Source organism: Micromonospora sp. DSM 45708 (genome assembly GCF_039566955.1).
Taxonomy (GTDB): domain Bacteria; phylum Actinomycetota; class Actinomycetes; order Mycobacteriales; family Micromonosporaceae; genus Micromonospora.
Genome location: NZ_CP154796.1, coordinates 6,469,370 through 6,486,598 on the forward strand (window position 1 = coordinate 6,469,370; position 17,229 = coordinate 6,486,598).

Consider the following 17,229-nt stretch of genomic DNA (forward strand, 5'->3'; position numbering starts at 1 on the left):
CGAACGCGGCCCGTCCGTCGCGGAAGTTCTGCCGGACCGGCTGTCAGCCGAGCACCTCGTAGCGGACGTCCACCTCGCCGAGACCGGTCGAGGCGATGGCCGCGAACGCGGCGCGGGACAGGTCGATGCACCGGCCGTCGATGTAGGGACCCCGGTCGTTGATGCGGACCACCACGGACTTGCCGTTGGCCGGGTTGGTGACCCGGACCCGGGTGTTGAACGGCAGCGTCTTGTGTGCCGCGGTGAGCGCGTCCGGGTCGAACGTCTCGCCGTTCGCGGTCATCTGGCCCTCGTCGTAGAAGGACGCGCCGCAGGAGCCGCTGTCCACCACCGTCGGGGCGGCGGTCTTCTTCTTCGTCGCGGTCGGCTTCGGCGCCGCGGTCCGGGTCTTGCCACGGGACGCCGGCTGGGTGCGGCTCGGCTTCGGGCTCGGGGTGGCCTTCGGCGACGGGCTCAGGCTCGCGGTGGCGGAGGCGCTCGGCGACGGCGCGGCCGAGGTGGGGGCCGGCGTGCTGGGCAGCGCCTCGACCAGGGCCGGCGCGGCGGGCGGCTCGGCGGAGGTGAGCTGGACCGCGCCGACGGTGCCGCCGACCGCGAGCGCCACGCCGACCGCCGCGGTGGCGGCGATGCCGGCCGGCGAGGAGAACAATCTGCGGGTACGAAGGTGCCTTGCAGCCACCGGCCCGGTCCTTTCGTCAGCTGAACAAACCGGCCCGGACCGTAACGAGAGAAGCACTTCCGACGTCAACGTGATCATGATGGTATGCTCGTATTTGCGGCGGTACGTGTAGCCGATCAAGCCACCGCCGTTGGGCCGAACGGTGGACCGCGGGCAGGATGGGACCCGTGCTGAACCGTCGCCTGGTCGAACTGTTCCGCTGGGCCGATCCCGGGCCGGGCAGCAGCCACCTCGTCAGCGACCTCTCCGGCTGGTGGCGCGACCCGCACGTGCTCGCCGAGGTCGGGCCCGCGCTGGCCGCCCTCTTCCCCGACGCGCGCCCGACCCTGGTGATCGCGCCCGAGGTGACCGGGCTGCTGCTCGGCCCGCTGGTCGCGGTGGCCGCCGACGCCGGGTTCCTGCCCGCGTACAAGGACGGCGGCGAGCGGCGGCGGATCGGGCCGACACGATGGGCGCAGACCCCGCCGGACCACCGTGGGCAGCGGCTCCGCGTCGGCGTGGACGGCCGGCGTCTCGGCCCCGGCGACCGGGTGCTCCTGGTGGACGACTGGGTCGACACCGGCGCACAGCTCGACGCGCTGCACCGACTGGTCCGGGATGCCGCCGCCGAGCCGGTCGGCACCGCCGCGCTGGTCGCCACCTGCCCGGCCGCCGTCGGCGAACGACTGCGGGTACGCGCGCTGCTCACCGGGGACGACCTGCCTGAGGGTTGACCTCAAGCACGCTTCAACCCCGACGATCGGCGGATGGACGACGGCATCCTCGACGAGGCGTACCACCGACTGCACCGCACCGGCCCCGAGTTCGACGGCTGGCTCTCCAACCACGGGCCGATGGCCGCCGAGGCGCTGGTCCGGCACGGGCAGGCCGCCCGCGTGCACCGCTGGCTCGACGGCTACCTGCGCCGGCTGGACGACCTGCCCCGCGGGCTGCGGCCGATCGACGACTGGCGGGCCGCGCTCGGCGACCCGAAACGGGCCGGCGACTGGCTCGACCACTTCGACCGCGAGCTGCGCGACCGGCCGTGGCGGGAGGTGCTCGGCGAATGGTGGCCCCGGCTGCTGCCCGGGATCGCGGCCGGCGCCACCCACGGCGTGATCCGGGTCGGGCACGCGGTGCGGGTGCTGCGTACCGACGGGGAGACGCCGGACCGCCGCGCCGAGCTGGGCCAGGCGCTCGGCTACTGGGCGGCCCGCTGGCAGCCGGTCCCCGGCGCCGGCCCGCTCACCGGCCACTCCGACGTCGCGTCGGCACTGGCCGGGGTGCCCCGGATCGCGGACCGCAGCGGCGGCATCCGGGAGCGGCTGGGCCGGCTGACCGACGAGCCCGGATGGTCGACGGCGGTCACGGCGCTGCGTCCGCCGGCCGACCCGGACCAGGCCGCCCGCACGCTCACCGAGGTGGTGCACCGCGCCGCGCTGGACTACCTACGGTTCGGGCACGGTGAGCCGGTGATGCTGGTGCACGCGGTCACCGCGCCGACCGCGGTGCTGCGTACCCTGCCGGCCCTGGACCCGGCGCTGCGAGCGCCGAGCGTCGCCGCGGCCTGGGCCGCGACGGCGGCCGTGACTTCGGTGTACGCCGCACCCGCCCCGGCCGCCGCCACGCCTGTCGACGGGCCCACCGACCCGGCCGAGGTGTTCGCCCGGGCGGCCCGGCACGGCGACGAACACGTGGTGAAGCTGGCCGACGCGACGCTGGAGGCGTACGCGGCCACCGGTGACGACCGGGTGCTGGCCGCGGCCGGCCACGCCGGCCGTCTGATCTGACCGGTGCCGTAGCCTCCGTGGCATGTGGCCCCGCATCGGTGGACTGCGCGCGCTCGCCCTCGGCACCCCCGGCGAGCTGCGCGCCCGCCTCAACACCCTGGTGCTCTCCGGCGTGAAGACCGCCACCGCCGGGCTGATCGGCGAGTACGCCGACGAGCACGAGGAGCTGGAGCACGTCGGCGAACGGCTGGCGCTGGTCGACGATCACGACGCGCTGGTCGGCGTGGTCGAGATCACCGGCGTCGAGGTGGTGCGGTTCGCCGACGTGCCGTGGGACTTCGCCCGCGCCGAGGGCGAGGGCGACCGGTCGATCGAGGAGTGGCGGGCCGGTCACGGCGCCTACTGGGCCCGGCAGGGCACCCCGGTCACCGACGACAGCGAGATCGTCTGCCTGCGGTTCCGGCTGGTCTCCACCGAGGGCAGCGTCGGCACCTGAAGGTGTTGGAAGGGCCCCGCCTGTGCAGAATGCGTCAAGCGGGGTCCCTCCTTGCCCTAGCCGGCGCGACGCAGCTCCGGCAGCAGCGCCGCCGCCTCGGTCAGCACCGCCTCGTCGCCGGCGTACCAGCTACTGGCCCGGGGCCAGTGCGTGATCACGTCGGTGAAGCCCAGCCGGGCCGCCCGGGCCGTTTGCTCCGCGAGAAAGTCGGCGCTGGTCAGCGAGAAGACCGGAGCCGAGTCGAGCGACAGGTAGCGGTCCAGGGTGGCCGGGTCCCGGCCGGCCTGCTCCAGCGCCCGCGTCATCCGGTCGGACAGCTCCGCCACCGTGTCCCACCAGCCCGCCAGGTCGTCGCCGCCGAGACCGGTGGTCACCCAGCCCTGCCCGAACCGGGCGACCAGGCGCATCGACCGGGGACCGTTCGCGGCCATCACGAACGGCACCCGGGGCTGCTGGACGCAGCCGGGGTTGTTGCGGGCGTCCACCGCCGCGAACCACTCCCCGCGCCAGGTCGTGCCGTCCTCGCGCAGGATCAGGTCGAGCAGCTCGGTGAACTCGGCGAACCGGTCGACCCGCTGCCGGGGCGGCAGCGTCTCGTCGCCGAGCACGGCCGAGTCGAAGCCGATGCCGCCCGCGCCCAGCCCGAGCAGCACCCGACCGCCGGAGACGTCGTCCAGCGCGGTCACCTGCCGGGCGAACGCCGCCGGGTGGCGGAAGTTCGGCGAGGCCACGAGCGTGCCGAGCCGGACCCGGGAGGTCACCGAGGCCGCCGCGGTCAGTGTCGTCCAGGAGTCGAACCACGGCCCGTCGACCAGGTCACGCCAGCCCAGGTGGTCGTAGGTCCAGGCATGGTCGAAGCCCCACTCGTCCGCCTGCGCCCACCGTCGGCGCGCTTCCGACCAGCGCTGGTCCGGCAGGATCACGATGCCAATCCGCATGATCGCCAGGGTACGGCCCCGACCGTCCCGTCACGTCGTCGCCAGATCGGCCACCACGCAGGCGATGTTGTCCGGCGCGCCCGCCGCGTACGCCAGGCCGACCAGGCGCCCGACGGCGGTTTCCGGGTCGTCCGCCCCGGCCAGCGCGGCGTGCAGCGCCCCGGGGTCGACCACCGCGGCGAGGCCGTCCGAGCAGAGCAGGTAGCGGTCACCGGGCAGCGCGGTCCGCAGCGCCAGATCCGCCTCCACCTCGACGCCGGCACCCAGCGCCCGGGCCAGCAGCGCCCGCTGCGGGTGCGCCCCGGCCTCGGCCGGCGTGAGCCGCCCCTGGTCGACGAGCGTCTGCACGTACGTGTGGTCCTGGGTGAGCCGGGACAGCTCGCCGCCGCGCAGCAGGTAGGCACGGGTGTCCCCGACGTGCACCAGGGCGAGCCGGGTGCCCCGCCGGACGATCGCGGTGAGCGTGCTGGCCGGCCGGTCGGCGTCGGTGGCCTGCGCGCGTACCGCCCGGTCGGCCCGGCCGACCGCGTCACCCAGCGCGGCGAGCAGGTCGCCCACCGGCGCGTCGGCCGTCGCCAACGGCCGCAGCGCGTCCACCGCCGCCGCGCTGGCGGCGGACCCACCCGGACCGCGTACGCCGTCGGCGACCGCGAGCAGCGTGCCGCTGGCGTACGCGACGTCCTCGTTGGAGTCCCGGACCGTGCCGGTCTCGCAGCGCGCCGCGTACCGGAAGGTGTGCTCGGACATGGTGGTGCCCCTCTCGCTGAGCTGGCCGACGAGGAGCGCGACGGCCCGGCCGCGGGCGTCGGTGTCCGCGCTGACCCGCCGCCACCAGGCGTCGAGCGCCTCGGCGGCGGCCGACGGCGGCAGCGCGCAGACCGTCCGGATCTCAGCCAGCGGCATGCCGGCCCGGCGCAACGCGGCGATCAGCCGCGCGCGGTCGAGCTGCTCCGGCGCGTAGTAGCGGTAGCCGGAGTGCGGGTCCACGGCGGCCGGCGGCAGCAGCCCGCAGTCGTCGTAGACCCGCAGCGCCTTGGCGGTCAGGCGGGCCGCGCGGGCGAACGCCCCGATGGTCAGCAGCCGCACGTCACCCTCCTCCTCGTGCCGGCCCGGTGGCCGGCAGGGACCACGCTGCGGCTTGCCGCAGGGGTCGGGTCAAGGCGTGCCGGCCGCCAACTTGGCCAGCATCCGGCCCAGGTGCGGCTCGACCGTGCCGGCCGGCGCGTCGCCCACCTCGGCCGGTGTCCACCAGCGGACACCCCGGAACTCGACCGGGTCCGGGGTGAACCGCTGCTCACGGTGGGCGGCCAGCACGTACCAGAGGCTGACGTCGGTGTGCCGCTGGGCGGGCGGGCCGACCGTCTCGGTGACGGTGAGGAACGCTGGCCGTTCGCCGAACGGCGGCGCGAAGACCGCCGGCACGCCAAGCTCCTCCCGCAGCTCGCGGCGCACGGTGTGCACGGGGTGCTCGCCCGGCTCGACATGGCCGCCGCTGGGCAGCCACATGCCGGCGTTGCGGTGGTCGACCAGCAGCACCGCGCCGTCGGACGGGTCGCGGAGCAGGAAGTAGGCGACCAGGTGCGGCGACGGGGTGCGCGGTTTGACCCGGCGGAAGATGTCCTCCGTGCCGGCCAGCCAGGCCAACGCCGCCGCCCGGTGCCGCGCCTCCTGCCCGTCGCCCGGCGTCAACGCCTCGACCAGGGCCCGGATCTCGTCGCGCATCCCGCGATGCTGCCATCCGGGTACGACGGACGTCGGCGACTAGCCTGGCCCGGTGCCGGAACTCGAACGACTCGCCGCTCACCACGCCTACGTGCTGTACCGGTTCGAGCGGGAGAACCGGGCCTACTTCGCCCGCTACGTGCCCGACCGCGGCGACGACTACTTCGACCTGTTCGCCGACCGGCTCGCCGACCTGCTGGACGAGCAGGACCGCGGCATCTGCCACTTCCACGTGCTGGTCGACGACGACGGCTTCGTGCTCGGGCGGTTCAACCTGGTCGACGTCGCCGACGGCAGCGCCGGGCTGGGCTACCGGGTGGCCGAACGCGCCGCCGGCCGCGGCCTCGCGCAGTACGGCGTACGGCGGGTCTGCGAACTGGCCCGCGACGGGTACGGGCTGCACCGGCTGGTCGCCGACGCGGCGCTGGCGAACCCGGCGTCCCTGGCGGTGCTCCGGCGGACCGGGTTCGTGCCGGCCGGAAAGGTGGACCTGGGTGGGGAGCCCGGCCAGCGGCACGTCCTCGACCTGCACCCGGGGGATCAGCGATGAGCGACGTCGATCGACATTCCGTCGCCCCTGAGCGGTTGCCTCGCCCGTTGTGAGGTCGAGAGCGTCCGTCCGTGCTGCGGGATCGACGCCCTCTCCGCCGATCCCGCCCTCGTCGCGGCGTGGTGCCGTCGGGTGGGGCCGGACGCGGTTGTCGAGGCCCGGCGGGGCTAACGCGCTGGAACCCGTCCTGAAACGCGGTCCGGGCCCGCGGCGGCATGCCGATCGCCTGTCGTCACCCCTGTGCCGGGAACAGCTTCCAATGCCCCTCGGTGACGACCTCGACGCTGCCGTCGATCACTTTGATGGCGGTCTGATCGTCGATCCCGTATGCCGGTATCGACATCCCGGCGGCCCATTTCTCGGCCTCGGCCATGGTGTTCTCCGGCAGGTCCGGGTGATCCAGGTGCGGGAAGATCGCGAAGTCGACCACGCCCAACGTTTCGTCGGTCCCGCCGGGTGGTGTCCAGGCGACGAATTCGGCCCCGACGCGGGGGGCCATCACCATGCTCCCGGCGCTCAGCCCCACCCAGACCGTGTCCAGCGACGGCAGCAGATCCGCCAACCCGGACTGTCGCATCCAGTGGCCCAGATACAAGGCGTCCCCGCCGCCCACCAGCAGGACATCCGCTTCCCTGACCCACGGCACCCAGCGATCTTCACCGACGCTGGGCAACGCGGTGAGTTCCAGCACCCCCAACGACTTCCACCCCAACTCGCACATCGGCGTGGAGGATTGGCCGGTGATGAAACGCCACGCCCCGGCGGGACCACCCATCGCATATCCGGCGGTGGGAATGCAGAGGGCTGTGGAGTCGGCAATCGGTTTGCCCAGAAGGCCGACGAGTTCGTCCCGGATGCTCGCGTTCGTGATGCCCGCGGACGTGAGAAGCAGCTTCAAGATCATCCCCCGATGGATCTTCGTCAGTCCCGGAAGGGTAGCCCTCTGACGGCGAATTCGATGCCCGCCAACTCCCGCGACGTCGAAGGCCCCGGCGGGACTGTCGTCCTCACCAGGGCCTCGATCGTGGAGCGGGTGACGGGAATCGAACCCGCACTGTCAGCTTGGGAAGCTGATGTTCTGCCATTGAACTACACCCGCGGGCGGCACCACTGTACCTGAGGTCACCACCCCCGTGCACCCAGGTACCCCCGCCCACGCGGCCCGGCCGAGTTGATCAAGGGATGTTGCGCGCCGGCAACATATGGCCGTTCTCAAATCCCTCGATGGGATGTAACGTCTGCCACACGTTTCCGACCCGGCGTGACACACCCCCTGGCACGCCGTCAGAAAGAGGTGGGCTCATGGGACTTCGTCCCAACCTGCTGACCCGGCGTACCGCCGGTGTCGCGACGTCGACCCTCGCGCTGCTGCTCAGCACCGCGGCCGTCGGTGTCGTCCCCGCTGCTTCGGCCTTCTCGGCCGCCCCGGCCGGCGTCTGCGCCGAGCCGGCCGACGCCCACGCCGACGCCCGCGTCGCCAAGGGCGGCCACGCCAATCTCGACCCGAACCACCTGACCGCCAAGCAGGTTCGCGACCGTGAGGCCGACCTCGCCGCCGCCCAGCGCGCGCGGGCAAACTTCCGGACCGGTCCCGTCGCCCCGCTGGCGACCGTGACCATCCCGGTCGTCGTGCACGTCATCCAGGAGAACAGCACCCGCGCCGGCGGCAACATCCCGGACTCGCTGATCACCCAGCAGATCAGCGTGCTCAACCAGGCGTACGCGGGCTCGACCGGCGGCGCGGCCACCGCGTTCAGCTTCCAGCTCTCGAAGATCAACCGGGTCACCAACGCGTCGTGGTACCCGATCGTGCAGGGCTCCTCCGCGGAGCGGTCGATGAAGACCTCGCTGCGCACGGGCGGCAAGAACACGCTGAACATGTACCTCGGTGAGCTCAGCAACGGCCTGCTGGGCTGGGCGACCTTCCCGAAGCAGACGCTGGACAAGATGGACGGCGTGGTGGTGCTCAACGAGTCGCTGCCCGGTGGCTCGGCGACCAACTACAACCAGGGCGACACCGGCACCCACGAGATCGGCCACTGGCTGAACCTCTACCACACCTTCCAGGGCGGCTGCTCGGGCTCGGGTGACAGCGTCTCCGACACCCCGGCCGAGGCCTCCCCGGCGTACGAGTGCCCGACCGGTCGGGACACCTGCTCCACGACCGGCAAGGACCCGATCACCAACTTCATGGACTACACGTACGACTCCTGCATGTACCAGTTCACCGCCGGCCAGGCGAGCCGGATGCTGACCGCGTGGAACGCCTACCGCGCGGCCTGATCACCACCGCACCACGTACCGGTGCCGGCCCTGTCCACGGACAGGGCCGGCACCGTCGTTTCCGGGGCCGGTCAGGCGGCCGACCGGCGGGTGTCGAAGCCGTGCCGGCCACGCGGGGCCTCCGGGGCGAGCACGTCACACCGGGCCGCGACCGGGGGTGGCGTCGTCGCCGTGGCGGCGGGTGCGCCCTCCCCCGGGTCGAGCCAGAGCCGCACCTCCGGTCGGCCGGCACCGATCAGGGTGACCGGGTCGCGGCGGGTCAGCATCGCCACGTCGACGGTGAACTCGAACAGCCGCCAGTCACCCTGCGGCGTCGCCCGGCCGAGCCGGGACAGCCGCGACACCGTCGCCGGGTCGGTCACCGGAAGGGCCCGACCGGCCACGTAAGCCTCGTCGTCGCTCTCCTCCGGCGGGAAGGAGTGCAGCGCGTAGCGGCCGTCGCGTTCGAGGTCGTGGCGCTTCGGCGAGTCGATGACGAAGCACCAGAGACCGTCGTCGGTGATCAGCGGCGAGACGGGGTGGACCCGCGGGCCCCCGTCGGCGCGGACCGTGGCGAGGTAGCCGAAGCCCGGCCCGTACTGCTGCATCAGGAGGCGGATCTCGGCGGCGAGTCGGGGTTCGTCGGCGGCGAATTCGGACCAGGAAGCCATGCCGACATTCTATCGAACACGTGTACGAAGAAGTAGTCCGACACGCTGCTCACACGCGCCTGTCGCTAGAGTGTTCCGATGCTGCTCTCCGACCGCGACCTGGTCTCCGAGATCAAGGCGGGCACGCTCGCGCTGGAGCCCTTCGAGCCCACGCTGGTGCAGCCGTCCAGCATCGACGTACGCCTGGACCGGCTGTTCCGGGTCTTCAACAACCACCTCTACACCCACATCGACCCGTCGGTGCAGCAGGACGACCTGACGTCGATGGTGGAGGTCCCCGAGGGGCAGCCGTTCGTGCTGCACCCGGGCGAGTTCGTGCTCGCCTCCACGCTGGAGGTGATCTCGCTGGGTGAGGAGCTGGCCGGCCGGCTGGAGGGCAAGTCGTCGCTGGGCCGGCTCGGTCTGCTCACCCACTCCACCGCCGGCTTCATCGACCCGGGCTTCTCCGGTCACGTCACGCTGGAGCTGTCCAACGTGGCGAATCTGCCGATCACGCTCTGGCCGGGCATGAAGATCGGCCAGCTCTGCATCTTCCGGCTCTCGTCGCCGGCCGAGCACCCGTACGGCTCGGCCGTCTACGGTTCGCGCTACCAGGGTCAGCGCGGCCCGACGCCGAGCCGGTCCTGGCAGAGCTGGCGCACCTGGCCGACCCGCTGACGCCGACCCGTGGCTGTCAGGAGGGGCTCCCTGTTATGCGGAATGCGTTAACAGGGGGCCCCTCCTTGCACCTCAGCCGGGGCGGCCGTAGCTGTTGATGTCGCCGTCGTCGACGCGCTTCATGGTGATGGGCTTGCCGGACTGGGAGGCGTGCACCACCCAGCCGTCGCCGACGTACATCCCCACGTGGTGCAGGTCGCCGTAGTAGAAGACCAGGTCACCGGCGCGCAGCTCGGCGCGGCTGACCCGCTTCGTCACGTCGTGCTGCTGGCGGGCGTTGTGCGGCAGCGAGACCCCGGCCTTCGCCCAGGCGGCCATGGTGAGGCCCGAGCAGTCGAAGTGGTCCGGGCCGGCCGCGCCCCACACGTAGATCTTGCCGATCTGGGCGCAGGCGAACTTGACCGCCACCCCGGCCGGGCCGCCGGGATAGCCGGCGGGACAGGGGGCCGGGCGCAGCGGGCCGCCGCCACCGTTGCCGTACACCTTGAGCCGCAGCTTCTGGAGCTTGGCGATCTCGGCGTCGATCTGCTTCTTCTTCGCCGCGAGCTGGGCCTCGGTGCGGCTCAGGTCGGCGACCATCGCGTCCAGCGGCTTCTTCTTCGCCGCCAGCTCGTCGCGCAGCGCGGCGATGTCGCGGACCTGCTCCTGCTGGTGGTGCGCGAAGCGGTCGAGCATTTCCAGGCCGGTGACCAGCTCGCTCGGCGAACGGCTGCCCAGCAGCGCGTTGACGGTGGAGAGGTTGTCGCCCTTGTACGCGTCGGCGGCGAGCCCGCCGACCTGGCCGAGCGCGGCGTCCACCCGGGCCTGGAGCGGGGCGATCTGCCGGCCGAGCGCGTCGGCCTGCTTGCGGCGCACGGCGAGCTGCCCGCGCACGGCGTTGACCTGTTCGATGACGGGTTCGAGCTTGTTCCAGTCGCGGTCGATCTGGGCCTCGATCTCGGCGACCGAGGGTTCCGCGTGCGCCGCCGTCGCGCCGCCGGTCAGGACGACCGCGGCGCCGACCAGGGCGGCGAGTGTGGTGGTGAAGCGGGACCAGCGGGAACGCGGCACGACAGCGGACCGGTCGACCGACCGGCTCGACGTCGGCCGCGGGGCATGGTGTGCCACCGGGCGTCCGTACTCCTTCTGCCTGGCCGCCTACCGGGTTAGCTGACGGGTTCGGGCGGGAAGGGAGACGCCCTACCGCAGTGGCTGCGGATTCACCCCAGGTACCTGGGTCCCCGGCTCGCCCGTGGGCGACTCGGCGGTGTCGGGCCGTCACCGACCGGGTTGGACGGTGAAACGTGCGGCCGACGATTGACCAGAGTAAGGATTCCCGTTATCAATCCGCAACCCGAACGGCCGTGACACTCCGTATCGGATGTGCCACCCGAACGCGAATGAAGATTTCTTTCATGTCGGATTACTGCCCAGAAAGCTATTGACCCCCACGGGTGGCGGGCGTGAGGGTGGGAAACGCAGTGACCCCCATCCCTGTCCAGGAGGTTCGATGCACCTCTCAGCCCCGCCGTCCAGCAGACGGATACTGCTCGCCGCCGCCGTGGCGACGGCCACCGCGCTGGCCACCACCGGCCCGGTGAGCGCCGCGCCACAGGCGGACCGGCCCACCGGCGACCGCCAGCAGCAGTACGCCGCCGCGGCGGCCGAGTACGGCGTACCGCAGAACGTGCTGCTCGGCGTCTCCTACCTGGAGTCGAGGTGGGACACCCACCCGGGCCAGCCCAGCACCAGCGGCGGCTACGGCCCGATGCACCTGACCGACGCCGCGCACATCCTGGCCACGCCGGGCAGCGCGCACGTCGACGAGGACGAGGACCCGCGCGGCGACGACGCCCGTCCGCTCACGCTCGACCCGGCCACCGCCGCCGCGCCGACACGGGAGACGCCGCTGCCGGCCGCCTCGCTCCAGACGCTCGACGCCGCCGCCACTCTCACCGGACTGGACGCGCAGACGCTGCGCACCGACCCGGCCGCGAACATCCGCGGTGGCGCGGCGCTGCTGGCGTCGCACCAGAAGGCACTGGGCGGGCCGGTCGGCGCCGGCAGCGACGCCGCGGCCTGGTACGGCGCGGTGGCCCGCTACTCCGGCGCGGACACGTCCGACGCGGCGGCGGCCTTCGCCGACGAGGTCTACGACCAGCTCGGCCAGGGCGCGGCCCGGACCACCGACGACGGGCAGCGGGTCACGCTGGCCGCCACCGCCGCCGAGCCGGACCGTGCCGGGCTGGCCCGCCTCGGGCTGCGCCAGGCCGCGCGGCCGGACGGGCTGGAGTGCCCGGTGCGGCTGGCCTGCGAGTGGATCCCCGCCCCCTACGAGCAGCTCAGCGCGGACCCGGGCGACTACGGCAACCACGACCTGGGCGACCGGCCGAAGCAGCAGAAGATCGAATACATCGTCATCCACGACACCGAGGGCTACTTCAACCCCAGCGTCGACCTGGTGAAGCGCGCCGACTACCTGGGCTGGCACTACACGCTGCGGTCGGTGGACGGCTACGTCGCCCAGCACATCAAGGCCAAGGACGTCGGCTGGCACGCCGGCAACTGGTACGTCAACGCCAAGTCCATCGGCCTGGAACACGAGGGCTTCGCCGGGCAGGGCACCTGGTACACCGAGGCGATGTACCGCAGCTCGGCCAAGCTGGTCCGGTACCTGGCGCAGAAGTTCGGCATCCCGATGGACCGGCAGCACATCATCGGCCACGACAACGTGCCCGGCACCACCGCCCCGACCGTGAAGGGCATGCACTGGGACCCGGGCCCCTACTGGGACTGGTCGCACTACTTCGACCTGATGAAGGCGCCGTTCCGGGCCACCGGCACGTCGCGTACCGGGCTGGTCACCATCGACCCGGACTTCGCCACCAACCGGCCGGCGTTCGTCGGCTGCAACCAGCAGCCGCCGGGCGTCCCGACGCCCACCCCGCCGGCCGCGCCCTGCCCGTCGCGCGGCTCCTCGGCGGTCGTGCTGCGGACCGCGCCGAGCGCGGACGCCCCGCTGGTCAACGACCTCGGGCTGCGCCCGGACGGCACGCCGGACACGATGTACGTCTCCGACCACGGTGCCCGCGCCTCCGCCGGACAGACGTACGCGGTGGCCGGCCGGCAGGGCGACTGGACCGCGATCTGGTACCTCGGCCAGAAGGCGTGGTTCCACAACCCGGCCGACGCGCCCACCGCGAAGTGGGCCACCGGCTTCGTGGTGACGCCGCGCCCCGGCAGGGCCACCGTTCCGGTGTACGGTCGCGCCTACCCCGAGCAGGCCGCCTACCCGGAGACCATCCCGTACCAGGCCATCTCCCCGCTCCAGTACACGTTCGCGGCCGGCCAGCGGTACGCGGTGGGCGGCGTGCTGCCGGGCGAGTACTACCGGGCGGTCTCCTTCGACGGCTCCGTCCCCGGTGACCGCACCGTGGTCCGCGGCACGAACCGCTACGTGCAGGTCCAGTTCGGCCACCGGATCATGTTCGTGAATCTCGACGACGTGCTGATCCTGCCGTCGCCGCTCGGCGCGCCGCGCTGACGGTCCGACAGGGAAGGCCCCCGGTCCGCTTCGGACCGGGGGCCTTCGTCACGACTCGATCAGTACGGCCGGCGGTAGCCCGCGACCGGCATGTACTCCACCTTCGCCACCTGGACCGGTTTACCGGTCCGCGGCGCGTGCACCATCAGACCGTTGCCCAGGTAGAGCCCGACATGGTGCAGGTCGCTGAAGAAGAAGACCAGGTCACCGGGGCGGGCCTCGCTCGCCGAGATCTTCCGGCCCTCGTTCCACTGCGCGCCGGTGAAGTGGGTCAGCGAGATGCCCGCCGCCTTGTACGCGTACTGCGTGAGGCCGGAGCAGTCGAACGAGTTCGGGCCGGTCGCGCCCCACACGTACGGGTCGCCGACCTGGGCGCACGCGGTCTTGATCGCGGTACGCGCGGCGCTGCTCACCACCCCGTCGATCGAGGGGCAGCCCTCCGGACGGATCGAGGTCACCGGCAGCATCCCGGTCAGCCGCTTGATCTCGGAGTCGATCTGCTTCTTCTTCGCCGCCAGGTCGTTCTTCCGCTTGACCTCGGTGGCGATCAACGCGTCCAGCTTCTGCTTCTGCGCGTTGTACTTGTCGCGGGCCGCGAGCACACCGGCGATCTGCCGGCGCTGGTCGTCGGCGATCCGGTCCAGCATGACCAGCTGCTCGGCCAGCGTGCCCGGCTTGGTGCTCACCAGCAGCGCGCCCATCTCCTGGGACGGGCCGCGCATGTAGTAGCGGGAGGCGATGTCGCCGACCTTGTTCATCGCCAGCGTCGAGGCCAGCTCCAGCGGGACCATCTTCTTCTTCAGCTCGGCCGACTTCTTCTGGTCGGCCTTGAGCTGGGCGCTGACCTTGTTGTACTGCTCGATCGTGGGTTCGAGCTGCTCCCACTGCTTGTCGATCTGCGCGTCGATCTCGTCCACCGAGGGTGCCGCGTACGCCGGAGCCGTCAGCATCCCGGCGCCGACCGCGACGGCCGCGACCAGGGTGAGGAGACGGCGTACCACCCGGTGGACCCCGACCGGCCGGCCGGGGGGAGCGCTCGGGGCGTGACGTTGAGGGGGCATGGTTGCCACCGGCACGGACTCCTTTGCAACCGACCGGCGGGCGCCTCGCGAGAGGGAAGATCGAGGCGGACGACCCACGGCGGTCGGTGCATCACATTAGGGAAGGCACCGGGGTGGAATCAAGGCGGCCGTCTGTTCAATCACGCGTCCGCAATCGCTTGCACACCAAGGGTATTCATTCACGTGCCGACGATGGCCGTCAATACGTCGTCGAGCGTCACCACACCGAGGGGCCGTCGACCGTCGCTGACCAGCACCATGTGCCGGCGCTCGCGGCGCATCGCCAGCAGCAGATCGGCCAGCGTACGGTCCGGCGGCACCACGGCCAGCGGCCGGTAGACCTCGGCCGGCACCGGGGCCCGCCGGCTCGCGCCGGCGTACCCGAGCACGTCCTTGACGTGGACGAAGCCGAGCACCCGGCGGGTGGCCCGCTGCACCACCGGGAAGCGGGACCGGCCGGTGCGGGTCGCCAGCACCTCCAGCGAGGCCGGTGAGACGTCCTCCGCCACCGTGGTCACCGTCGACCACGGCTGCAACGCGTCGGCGGCGGTACGGGTGTGCAGCGCGAGCGCGCCGGTGATCCGGGCGTGCTCCTCGGCGTCCAGCAACCCCTCGGTGCGTGCCTGGGAGACCAGCCCGGCCAGCTCCTCGGCGGTGAACACGGTCTTCACCGCGTCCGTCGCCTCCACCCCCCACCACCGCAGCACCTGCCGGGCCGACCACTTCATCGCCAGCAGCAGCGGCTTCGTGGCCAGGCAGAACGCGAGCATCGCCGGGCCGAGCCAGAGCGCCGACGGCTCCGGGCCGGCCAGCGTGATGTTCTTCGGCACCATCTCGCCGACCACGGTGTGCAGGAACACCACCACGGCCAGCGCGATCACGAACGCCACCGGGTGCACCGCCGAGGCCGGCAGCCCGACCGCGGTGAAGGGCACCTCCAGCAGGTGCGCCAACGCCGGCTCGGCGATCGCGCCCAGACCGAGCGAGCAGACCGTGATGCCGAGCTGCGCGCCGGCGATCATCAGCGGGATCTGGTTCATCGCGGCGAGCGCCCAGCGGGCCCGCTTCGACGTCGCCGTGAGCGGTTCGATCACGGTACGGCGGGACGCGATCAACGCGAACTCGCTGCCCACGAAGAAGGCGTTGCCGAGCAGCAACACCAGGGCCACCAGCAGCTCAGGCACCGTCGTCGGGCTCCTCCGGGCGCAGCACACGGACCTGCTCGATCCGGTGCCTGTCGACCTCCACCACGGTGAACTCGTAGCCGGCCTCGTCGACCGTCTCACAGGCGACCGGGATGTGCCCGAGGCGGGCCATCAGGAAGCCGCCCAACGTCTCGTACGGCCCCTCGGGCAGCCGGAAGCCGGTCTGCTCGATCAGCTCGTCGGCGCGCAGCACGCCGTCGACCAGGACGGTCCGCTCCCCGCCGGGCACGGTCAGCTCAGCCGGCCCGAGGTCGTCCACCGCGGCCGGGTCGAACTCGTCGGCGATCTCCCCGACCAGTTCCTCGACCAGGTCCTCCACGGTCACCACGCCGTCGGTGCCGCCGTACTCGTCGACCACGATGGCCAGGTCCGCGCCGGCGTCCTTGAGCGCGGTCAGCACGCCGTCCAGGTCCAGGCTCTCCGGCACGTACACCGGCTCCCGGGCGACCGAGGCGACGGTGGTGGCGGCCCGGCGGGCCAGCGGCACGCCGAGCGCGTCGGGCACCCCGGCGACACCGGTGACCAGGTCGAGCGTCTCCTCGTACACCGGGAACCGGGTCCGGCCGGTCTGCCGGGACAGATCGAGCAGCTCGGCGACGGAGGCGGTGGCGCGCAGCGCGATCACGTCCACCCGGGGGGTCATCGCCTCGGCGGCCCGCTTGTCGCCGAAGCGGATGGTGCGCCGCAGCAGCATCGCGGTGTCCGGCGGCAGCGCGCCGGCCCGCGCCGAGATCGCGGCCAGCAGCCCCAGTTCCTCCGGGGAGCGGGCGCTGGCCAGCTCCTCCTGCGGCTCCACGCCGAGCCGGCGGACCAGCCGGTTCGCGGAGTCGTTGAGCAGCCGGATCAGCCAGCCGAAGGTGCGGGAGAAGGCGCGCATCGGCGCGGCGGTGGCCAGCGCCGCCGGCATCGGCCGGGCCAGCGCGAGGTTCTTCGGCACCAGCTCACCGAAGAGCATCGAGAGCAGCGTGGCCAGCGCCAGGGCGAGCAGCCCGGAGAGGTGGTCCGCCCCGCCGAACGGGCGCAGCAGCGGCGCGACGAGCCGGGCCAGGGCGGGCTCGGCCAGATAGCCGGTGAGCAGCGCGGTGATGGTGATGCCGAGCTGCGCGCCGGAGAGCTGGAAGGACAGGTCGCGCAGCGCGCGGCGGACCGTGGCGGCCCGGCCGTCCCCCTCGCCGGCCCGCCTGTCGATCTCCGCCCGGTCCACCGTGACCAGGGCGAACTCGGCCGCGACGAAGAAGGCGTTGCCGGCGGTCAGCAGCACGAAGCCGACCAGAGGCAACAGCGTCAGAACCAGCAGGCCGTCGATGCGCGTGATTGTGGCATGCGAGCGCCGGTGGCGCGTCACCCGTAGCGTGGCGGGCATGAACGGCCTGCTGCTCACCGACGAACTGGTTCTGCTCGCCTACGACGACGCCGGCGCGAACCGGCTCGGCCGTCCGCACCTCGACTACGGCCTCGCCGGCGCGGTGCTGCTGGAGCTGGCGCTGGCCGGTCGGGTGGAGGTGGCGGACAAGCGGCTGGTGGTGACCGACCCGAGTCCCACCGGCGTGCCCCTGCTCGACGAGGCGCTGGCCACCGTCGGGGACGGGCGGCCCCGCAAGCCGAAGGACTGGATCGGCAAGCTGGCCAAGGGGCTGCCGGACCGGGCGGCGCTGATGGTCGCGACCACCACCACGGCCGCCATCGCGGTCACCACAGCGAGCTGAGACGACGACGGCGGCACCGCGCGGGTGCCGCCGTCGTCGTGGTCCGACTC

General features: G+C 72.7%; 19 protein-coding genes, 1 tRNA gene and 1 riboswitch. Of the genes, 9 read left to right on the forward strand and 11 right to left on the reverse strand.

The window, feature by feature from the left end; genetic code table 11:
• Positions 1-43: 43 nt before the first annotated feature.
• Positions 44-679 carry a septal ring lytic transglycosylase RlpA family protein gene (locus VKK44_RS28285; RefSeq protein ID WP_343444211.1) on the reverse strand — a complete coding sequence of 212 codons (636 nt, stop codon included), beginning with the start codon at positions 677-679 and terminating at the stop codon, positions 44-46.
• Between the two features lie 158 nt (positions 680-837).
• On the opposite strand from VKK44_RS28285, the gene VKK44_RS28290 reads away from it, so the two are divergent.
• From VKK44_RS28290 to VKK44_RS28300, 3 genes are read left to right on the forward strand one after another with little or no spacing between them, the layout of a single operon-like run.
• Complete coding sequence (locus tag VKK44_RS28290; protein ID WP_343444212.1) at positions 838-1,392, forward strand: phosphoribosyltransferase; 555 nt, start codon at positions 838-840, stop codon at positions 1,390-1,392.
• A gap of 33 nt (positions 1,393-1,425) precedes the next feature.
• Positions 1,426-2,448: a questin oxidase family protein gene (locus tag VKK44_RS28295; protein WP_343444213.1), complete on the forward strand. Its 1,023-nt coding sequence runs from the start codon at positions 1,426-1,428 to the stop codon at positions 2,446-2,448.
• Positions 2,449-2,470: 22 nt separating this feature from the next.
• Positions 2,471-2,884 carry an ASCH domain-containing protein gene (locus VKK44_RS28300; RefSeq protein ID WP_343444214.1) on the forward strand — a complete coding sequence of 138 codons (414 nt, stop codon included), beginning with the start codon at positions 2,471-2,473 and terminating at the stop codon, positions 2,882-2,884.
• Between the two features lie 56 nt (positions 2,885-2,940).
• On the opposite strand, the gene VKK44_RS28305 is transcribed toward VKK44_RS28300, so the two are convergent.
• The 3 genes from VKK44_RS28305 to VKK44_RS28315 all read right to left on the reverse strand — a co-directional run bounded on the left by VKK44_RS28305 (position 2,941) and on the right by VKK44_RS28315 (position 5,544).
• Positions 2,941-3,822 carry an LLM class flavin-dependent oxidoreductase gene (locus VKK44_RS28305; protein ID WP_343444215.1) on the reverse strand — a complete coding sequence of 294 codons (882 nt, stop codon included), beginning with the start codon at positions 3,820-3,822 and terminating at the stop codon, positions 2,941-2,943.
• 30 nt (positions 3,823-3,852) lie between these two features.
• On the reverse strand, positions 3,853-4,908 hold the full coding sequence (locus VKK44_RS28310) for a MerR family transcriptional regulator (RefSeq protein ID WP_343444216.1): 1,056 nt from the start codon (positions 4,906-4,908) through the stop codon (positions 3,853-3,855).
• Positions 4,909-4,977: 69 nt separating this feature from the next.
• Positions 4,978-5,544: an NUDIX hydrolase gene (locus VKK44_RS28315; protein WP_343444217.1), complete on the reverse strand. Its 567-nt coding sequence runs from the start codon at positions 5,542-5,544 to the stop codon at positions 4,978-4,980.
• A 52-nt stretch (positions 5,545-5,596) separates the two neighbouring features.
• Here VKK44_RS28315 and VKK44_RS28320 point away from each other — a divergent pair, with 52 nt between their 5' ends.
• Both VKK44_RS28320 and VKK44_RS28325 read left to right on the forward strand, forming a co-directional pair.
• A complete protein-coding gene (locus VKK44_RS28320) occupies positions 5,597-6,094 on the forward strand; it encodes a GNAT family N-acetyltransferase (protein ID WP_343444218.1) in 498 nt (165 codons plus the stop codon).
• Between the two features lie 27 nt (positions 6,095-6,121).
• Entirely contained in the window at positions 6,122-6,265 is a 144-nt protein-coding gene (locus tag VKK44_RS28325) for a DUF6331 family protein (protein WP_343447930.1), read from the forward strand.
• Positions 6,266-6,326: 61 nt separating this feature from the next.
• Here VKK44_RS28325 and VKK44_RS28330 read toward each other — a convergent pair whose 3' ends face one another.
• Complete coding sequence (locus VKK44_RS28330) at positions 6,327-6,992, reverse strand: Type 1 glutamine amidotransferase-like domain-containing protein (RefSeq protein ID WP_343447931.1); 666 nt, start codon at positions 6,990-6,992, stop codon at positions 6,327-6,329.
• 127 nt (positions 6,993-7,119) lie between these two features.
• Positions 7,120-7,193 (reverse strand) — tRNA-Gly (locus VKK44_RS28335).
• A 203-nt stretch (positions 7,194-7,396) separates the two neighbouring features.
• Between VKK44_RS28335 and VKK44_RS28340 the strand changes: the two genes are divergently transcribed.
• Complete coding sequence (locus VKK44_RS28340; RefSeq protein ID WP_343444219.1) at positions 7,397-8,377, forward strand: zinc metalloprotease; 981 nt, start codon at positions 7,397-7,399, stop codon at positions 8,375-8,377.
• Between the two features lie 71 nt (positions 8,378-8,448).
• Here VKK44_RS28340 and VKK44_RS28345 read toward each other — a convergent pair whose 3' ends face one another.
• Complete coding sequence (locus VKK44_RS28345; RefSeq protein WP_343444220.1) at positions 8,449-9,027, reverse strand: pyridoxamine 5'-phosphate oxidase family protein; 579 nt, start codon at positions 9,025-9,027, stop codon at positions 8,449-8,451.
• Positions 9,028-9,105: 78 nt separating this feature from the next.
• Here VKK44_RS28345 and dcd point away from each other — a divergent pair, with 78 nt between their 5' ends.
• Complete coding sequence (dcd, locus tag VKK44_RS28350; protein WP_278108718.1) at positions 9,106-9,684, forward strand: dCTP deaminase; 579 nt, start codon at positions 9,106-9,108, stop codon at positions 9,682-9,684.
• A gap of 72 nt (positions 9,685-9,756) precedes the next feature.
• Here dcd and VKK44_RS28355 read toward each other — a convergent pair whose 3' ends face one another.
• Entirely contained in the window at positions 9,757-10,734 is a 978-nt protein-coding gene (locus tag VKK44_RS28355; RefSeq protein WP_343444221.1) for a C40 family peptidase, read from the reverse strand.
• Between the two features lie 68 nt (positions 10,735-10,802).
• Positions 10,803-10,940: riboswitch (cyclic di-AMP (ydaO/yuaA leader) on the reverse strand.
• Positions 10,941-11,173: 233 nt separating this feature from the next.
• Between VKK44_RS28355 and VKK44_RS28360 the strand changes: the two genes are divergently transcribed.
• On the forward strand, positions 11,174-13,207 hold the full coding sequence (locus VKK44_RS28360; protein ID WP_343444222.1) for an N-acetylmuramoyl-L-alanine amidase: 2,034 nt from the start codon (positions 11,174-11,176) through the stop codon (positions 13,205-13,207).
• Positions 13,208-13,266: 59 nt separating this feature from the next.
• Here the strand turns inward: VKK44_RS28360 and VKK44_RS28365 are convergent, their stop codons facing one another.
• From VKK44_RS28365 to VKK44_RS28375, 3 genes are all read right to left on the reverse strand, one after another.
• Entirely contained in the window at positions 13,267-14,283 is a 1,017-nt protein-coding gene (locus VKK44_RS28365) for a C40 family peptidase (RefSeq protein WP_458351575.1), read from the reverse strand.
• Between the two features lie 164 nt (positions 14,284-14,447).
• Entirely contained in the window at positions 14,448-15,452 is a 1,005-nt protein-coding gene (locus VKK44_RS28370; RefSeq protein ID WP_343444224.1) for a hemolysin family protein, read from the reverse strand.
• Entirely contained in the window at positions 15,445-16,752 is a 1,308-nt protein-coding gene (locus tag VKK44_RS28375) for a hemolysin family protein (protein WP_343447933.1), read from the reverse strand. Before VKK44_RS28375 ends, VKK44_RS28370 begins: the two co-directional genes overlap by 8 nt.
• An 82-nt stretch (positions 16,753-16,834) precedes the next feature.
• Here VKK44_RS28375 and VKK44_RS28380 point away from each other — a divergent pair, with 82 nt between their 5' ends.
• Positions 16,835-17,179, forward strand: coding sequence for a GOLPH3/VPS74 family protein (locus VKK44_RS28380; protein ID WP_343444225.1), 345 nt, complete (start codon positions 16,835-16,837; stop codon positions 17,177-17,179).
• The last annotated feature ends 50 nt before the right edge of the window (positions 17,180-17,229 follow it).

Excerpts from the sequence above, each read along its gene's own strand:
- VKK44_RS28290 (WP_343444212.1), top strand. The coding sequence starts at position 838 with ATGGGACCCGTGCTGAACCGTCGCCTGGTCGAACTGTTCCGCTGGGCC.
- VKK44_RS28295 (WP_343444213.1), top strand. The coding sequence starts at position 1,426 with ATGGACGACGGCATCCTCGACGAGGCGTACCACCGACTGCACCGCACC.
- VKK44_RS28300 (WP_343444214.1), top strand. The coding sequence starts at position 2,471 with ATGTGGCCCCGCATCGGTGGACTGCGCGCGCTCGCCCTCGGCACCCCC.
- VKK44_RS28305 (WP_343444215.1), bottom strand. The coding sequence starts at position 3,822 with ATGCGGATTGGCATCGTGATCCTGCCGGACCAGCGCTGGTCGGAAGCG.
- VKK44_RS28315 (WP_343444217.1), bottom strand. The coding sequence starts at position 5,544 with ATGCGCGACGAGATCCGGGCCCTGGTCGAGGCGTTGACGCCGGGCGAC.
- VKK44_RS28340 (WP_343444219.1), top strand. The coding sequence starts at position 7,397 with ATGGGACTTCGTCCCAACCTGCTGACCCGGCGTACCGCCGGTGTCGCG.
- VKK44_RS28345 (WP_343444220.1), bottom strand. The coding sequence starts at position 9,027 with ATGGCTTCCTGGTCCGAATTCGCCGCCGACGAACCCCGACTCGCCGCC.
- dcd (WP_278108718.1), top strand. The coding sequence starts at position 9,106 with ATGCTGCTCTCCGACCGCGACCTGGTCTCCGAGATCAAGGCGGGCACG.
- VKK44_RS28360 (WP_343444222.1), top strand. The coding sequence starts at position 11,174 with ATGCACCTCTCAGCCCCGCCGTCCAGCAGACGGATACTGCTCGCCGCC.
- VKK44_RS28380 (WP_343444225.1), top strand. The coding sequence starts at position 16,835 with ATGAACGGCCTGCTGCTCACCGACGAACTGGTTCTGCTCGCCTACGAC.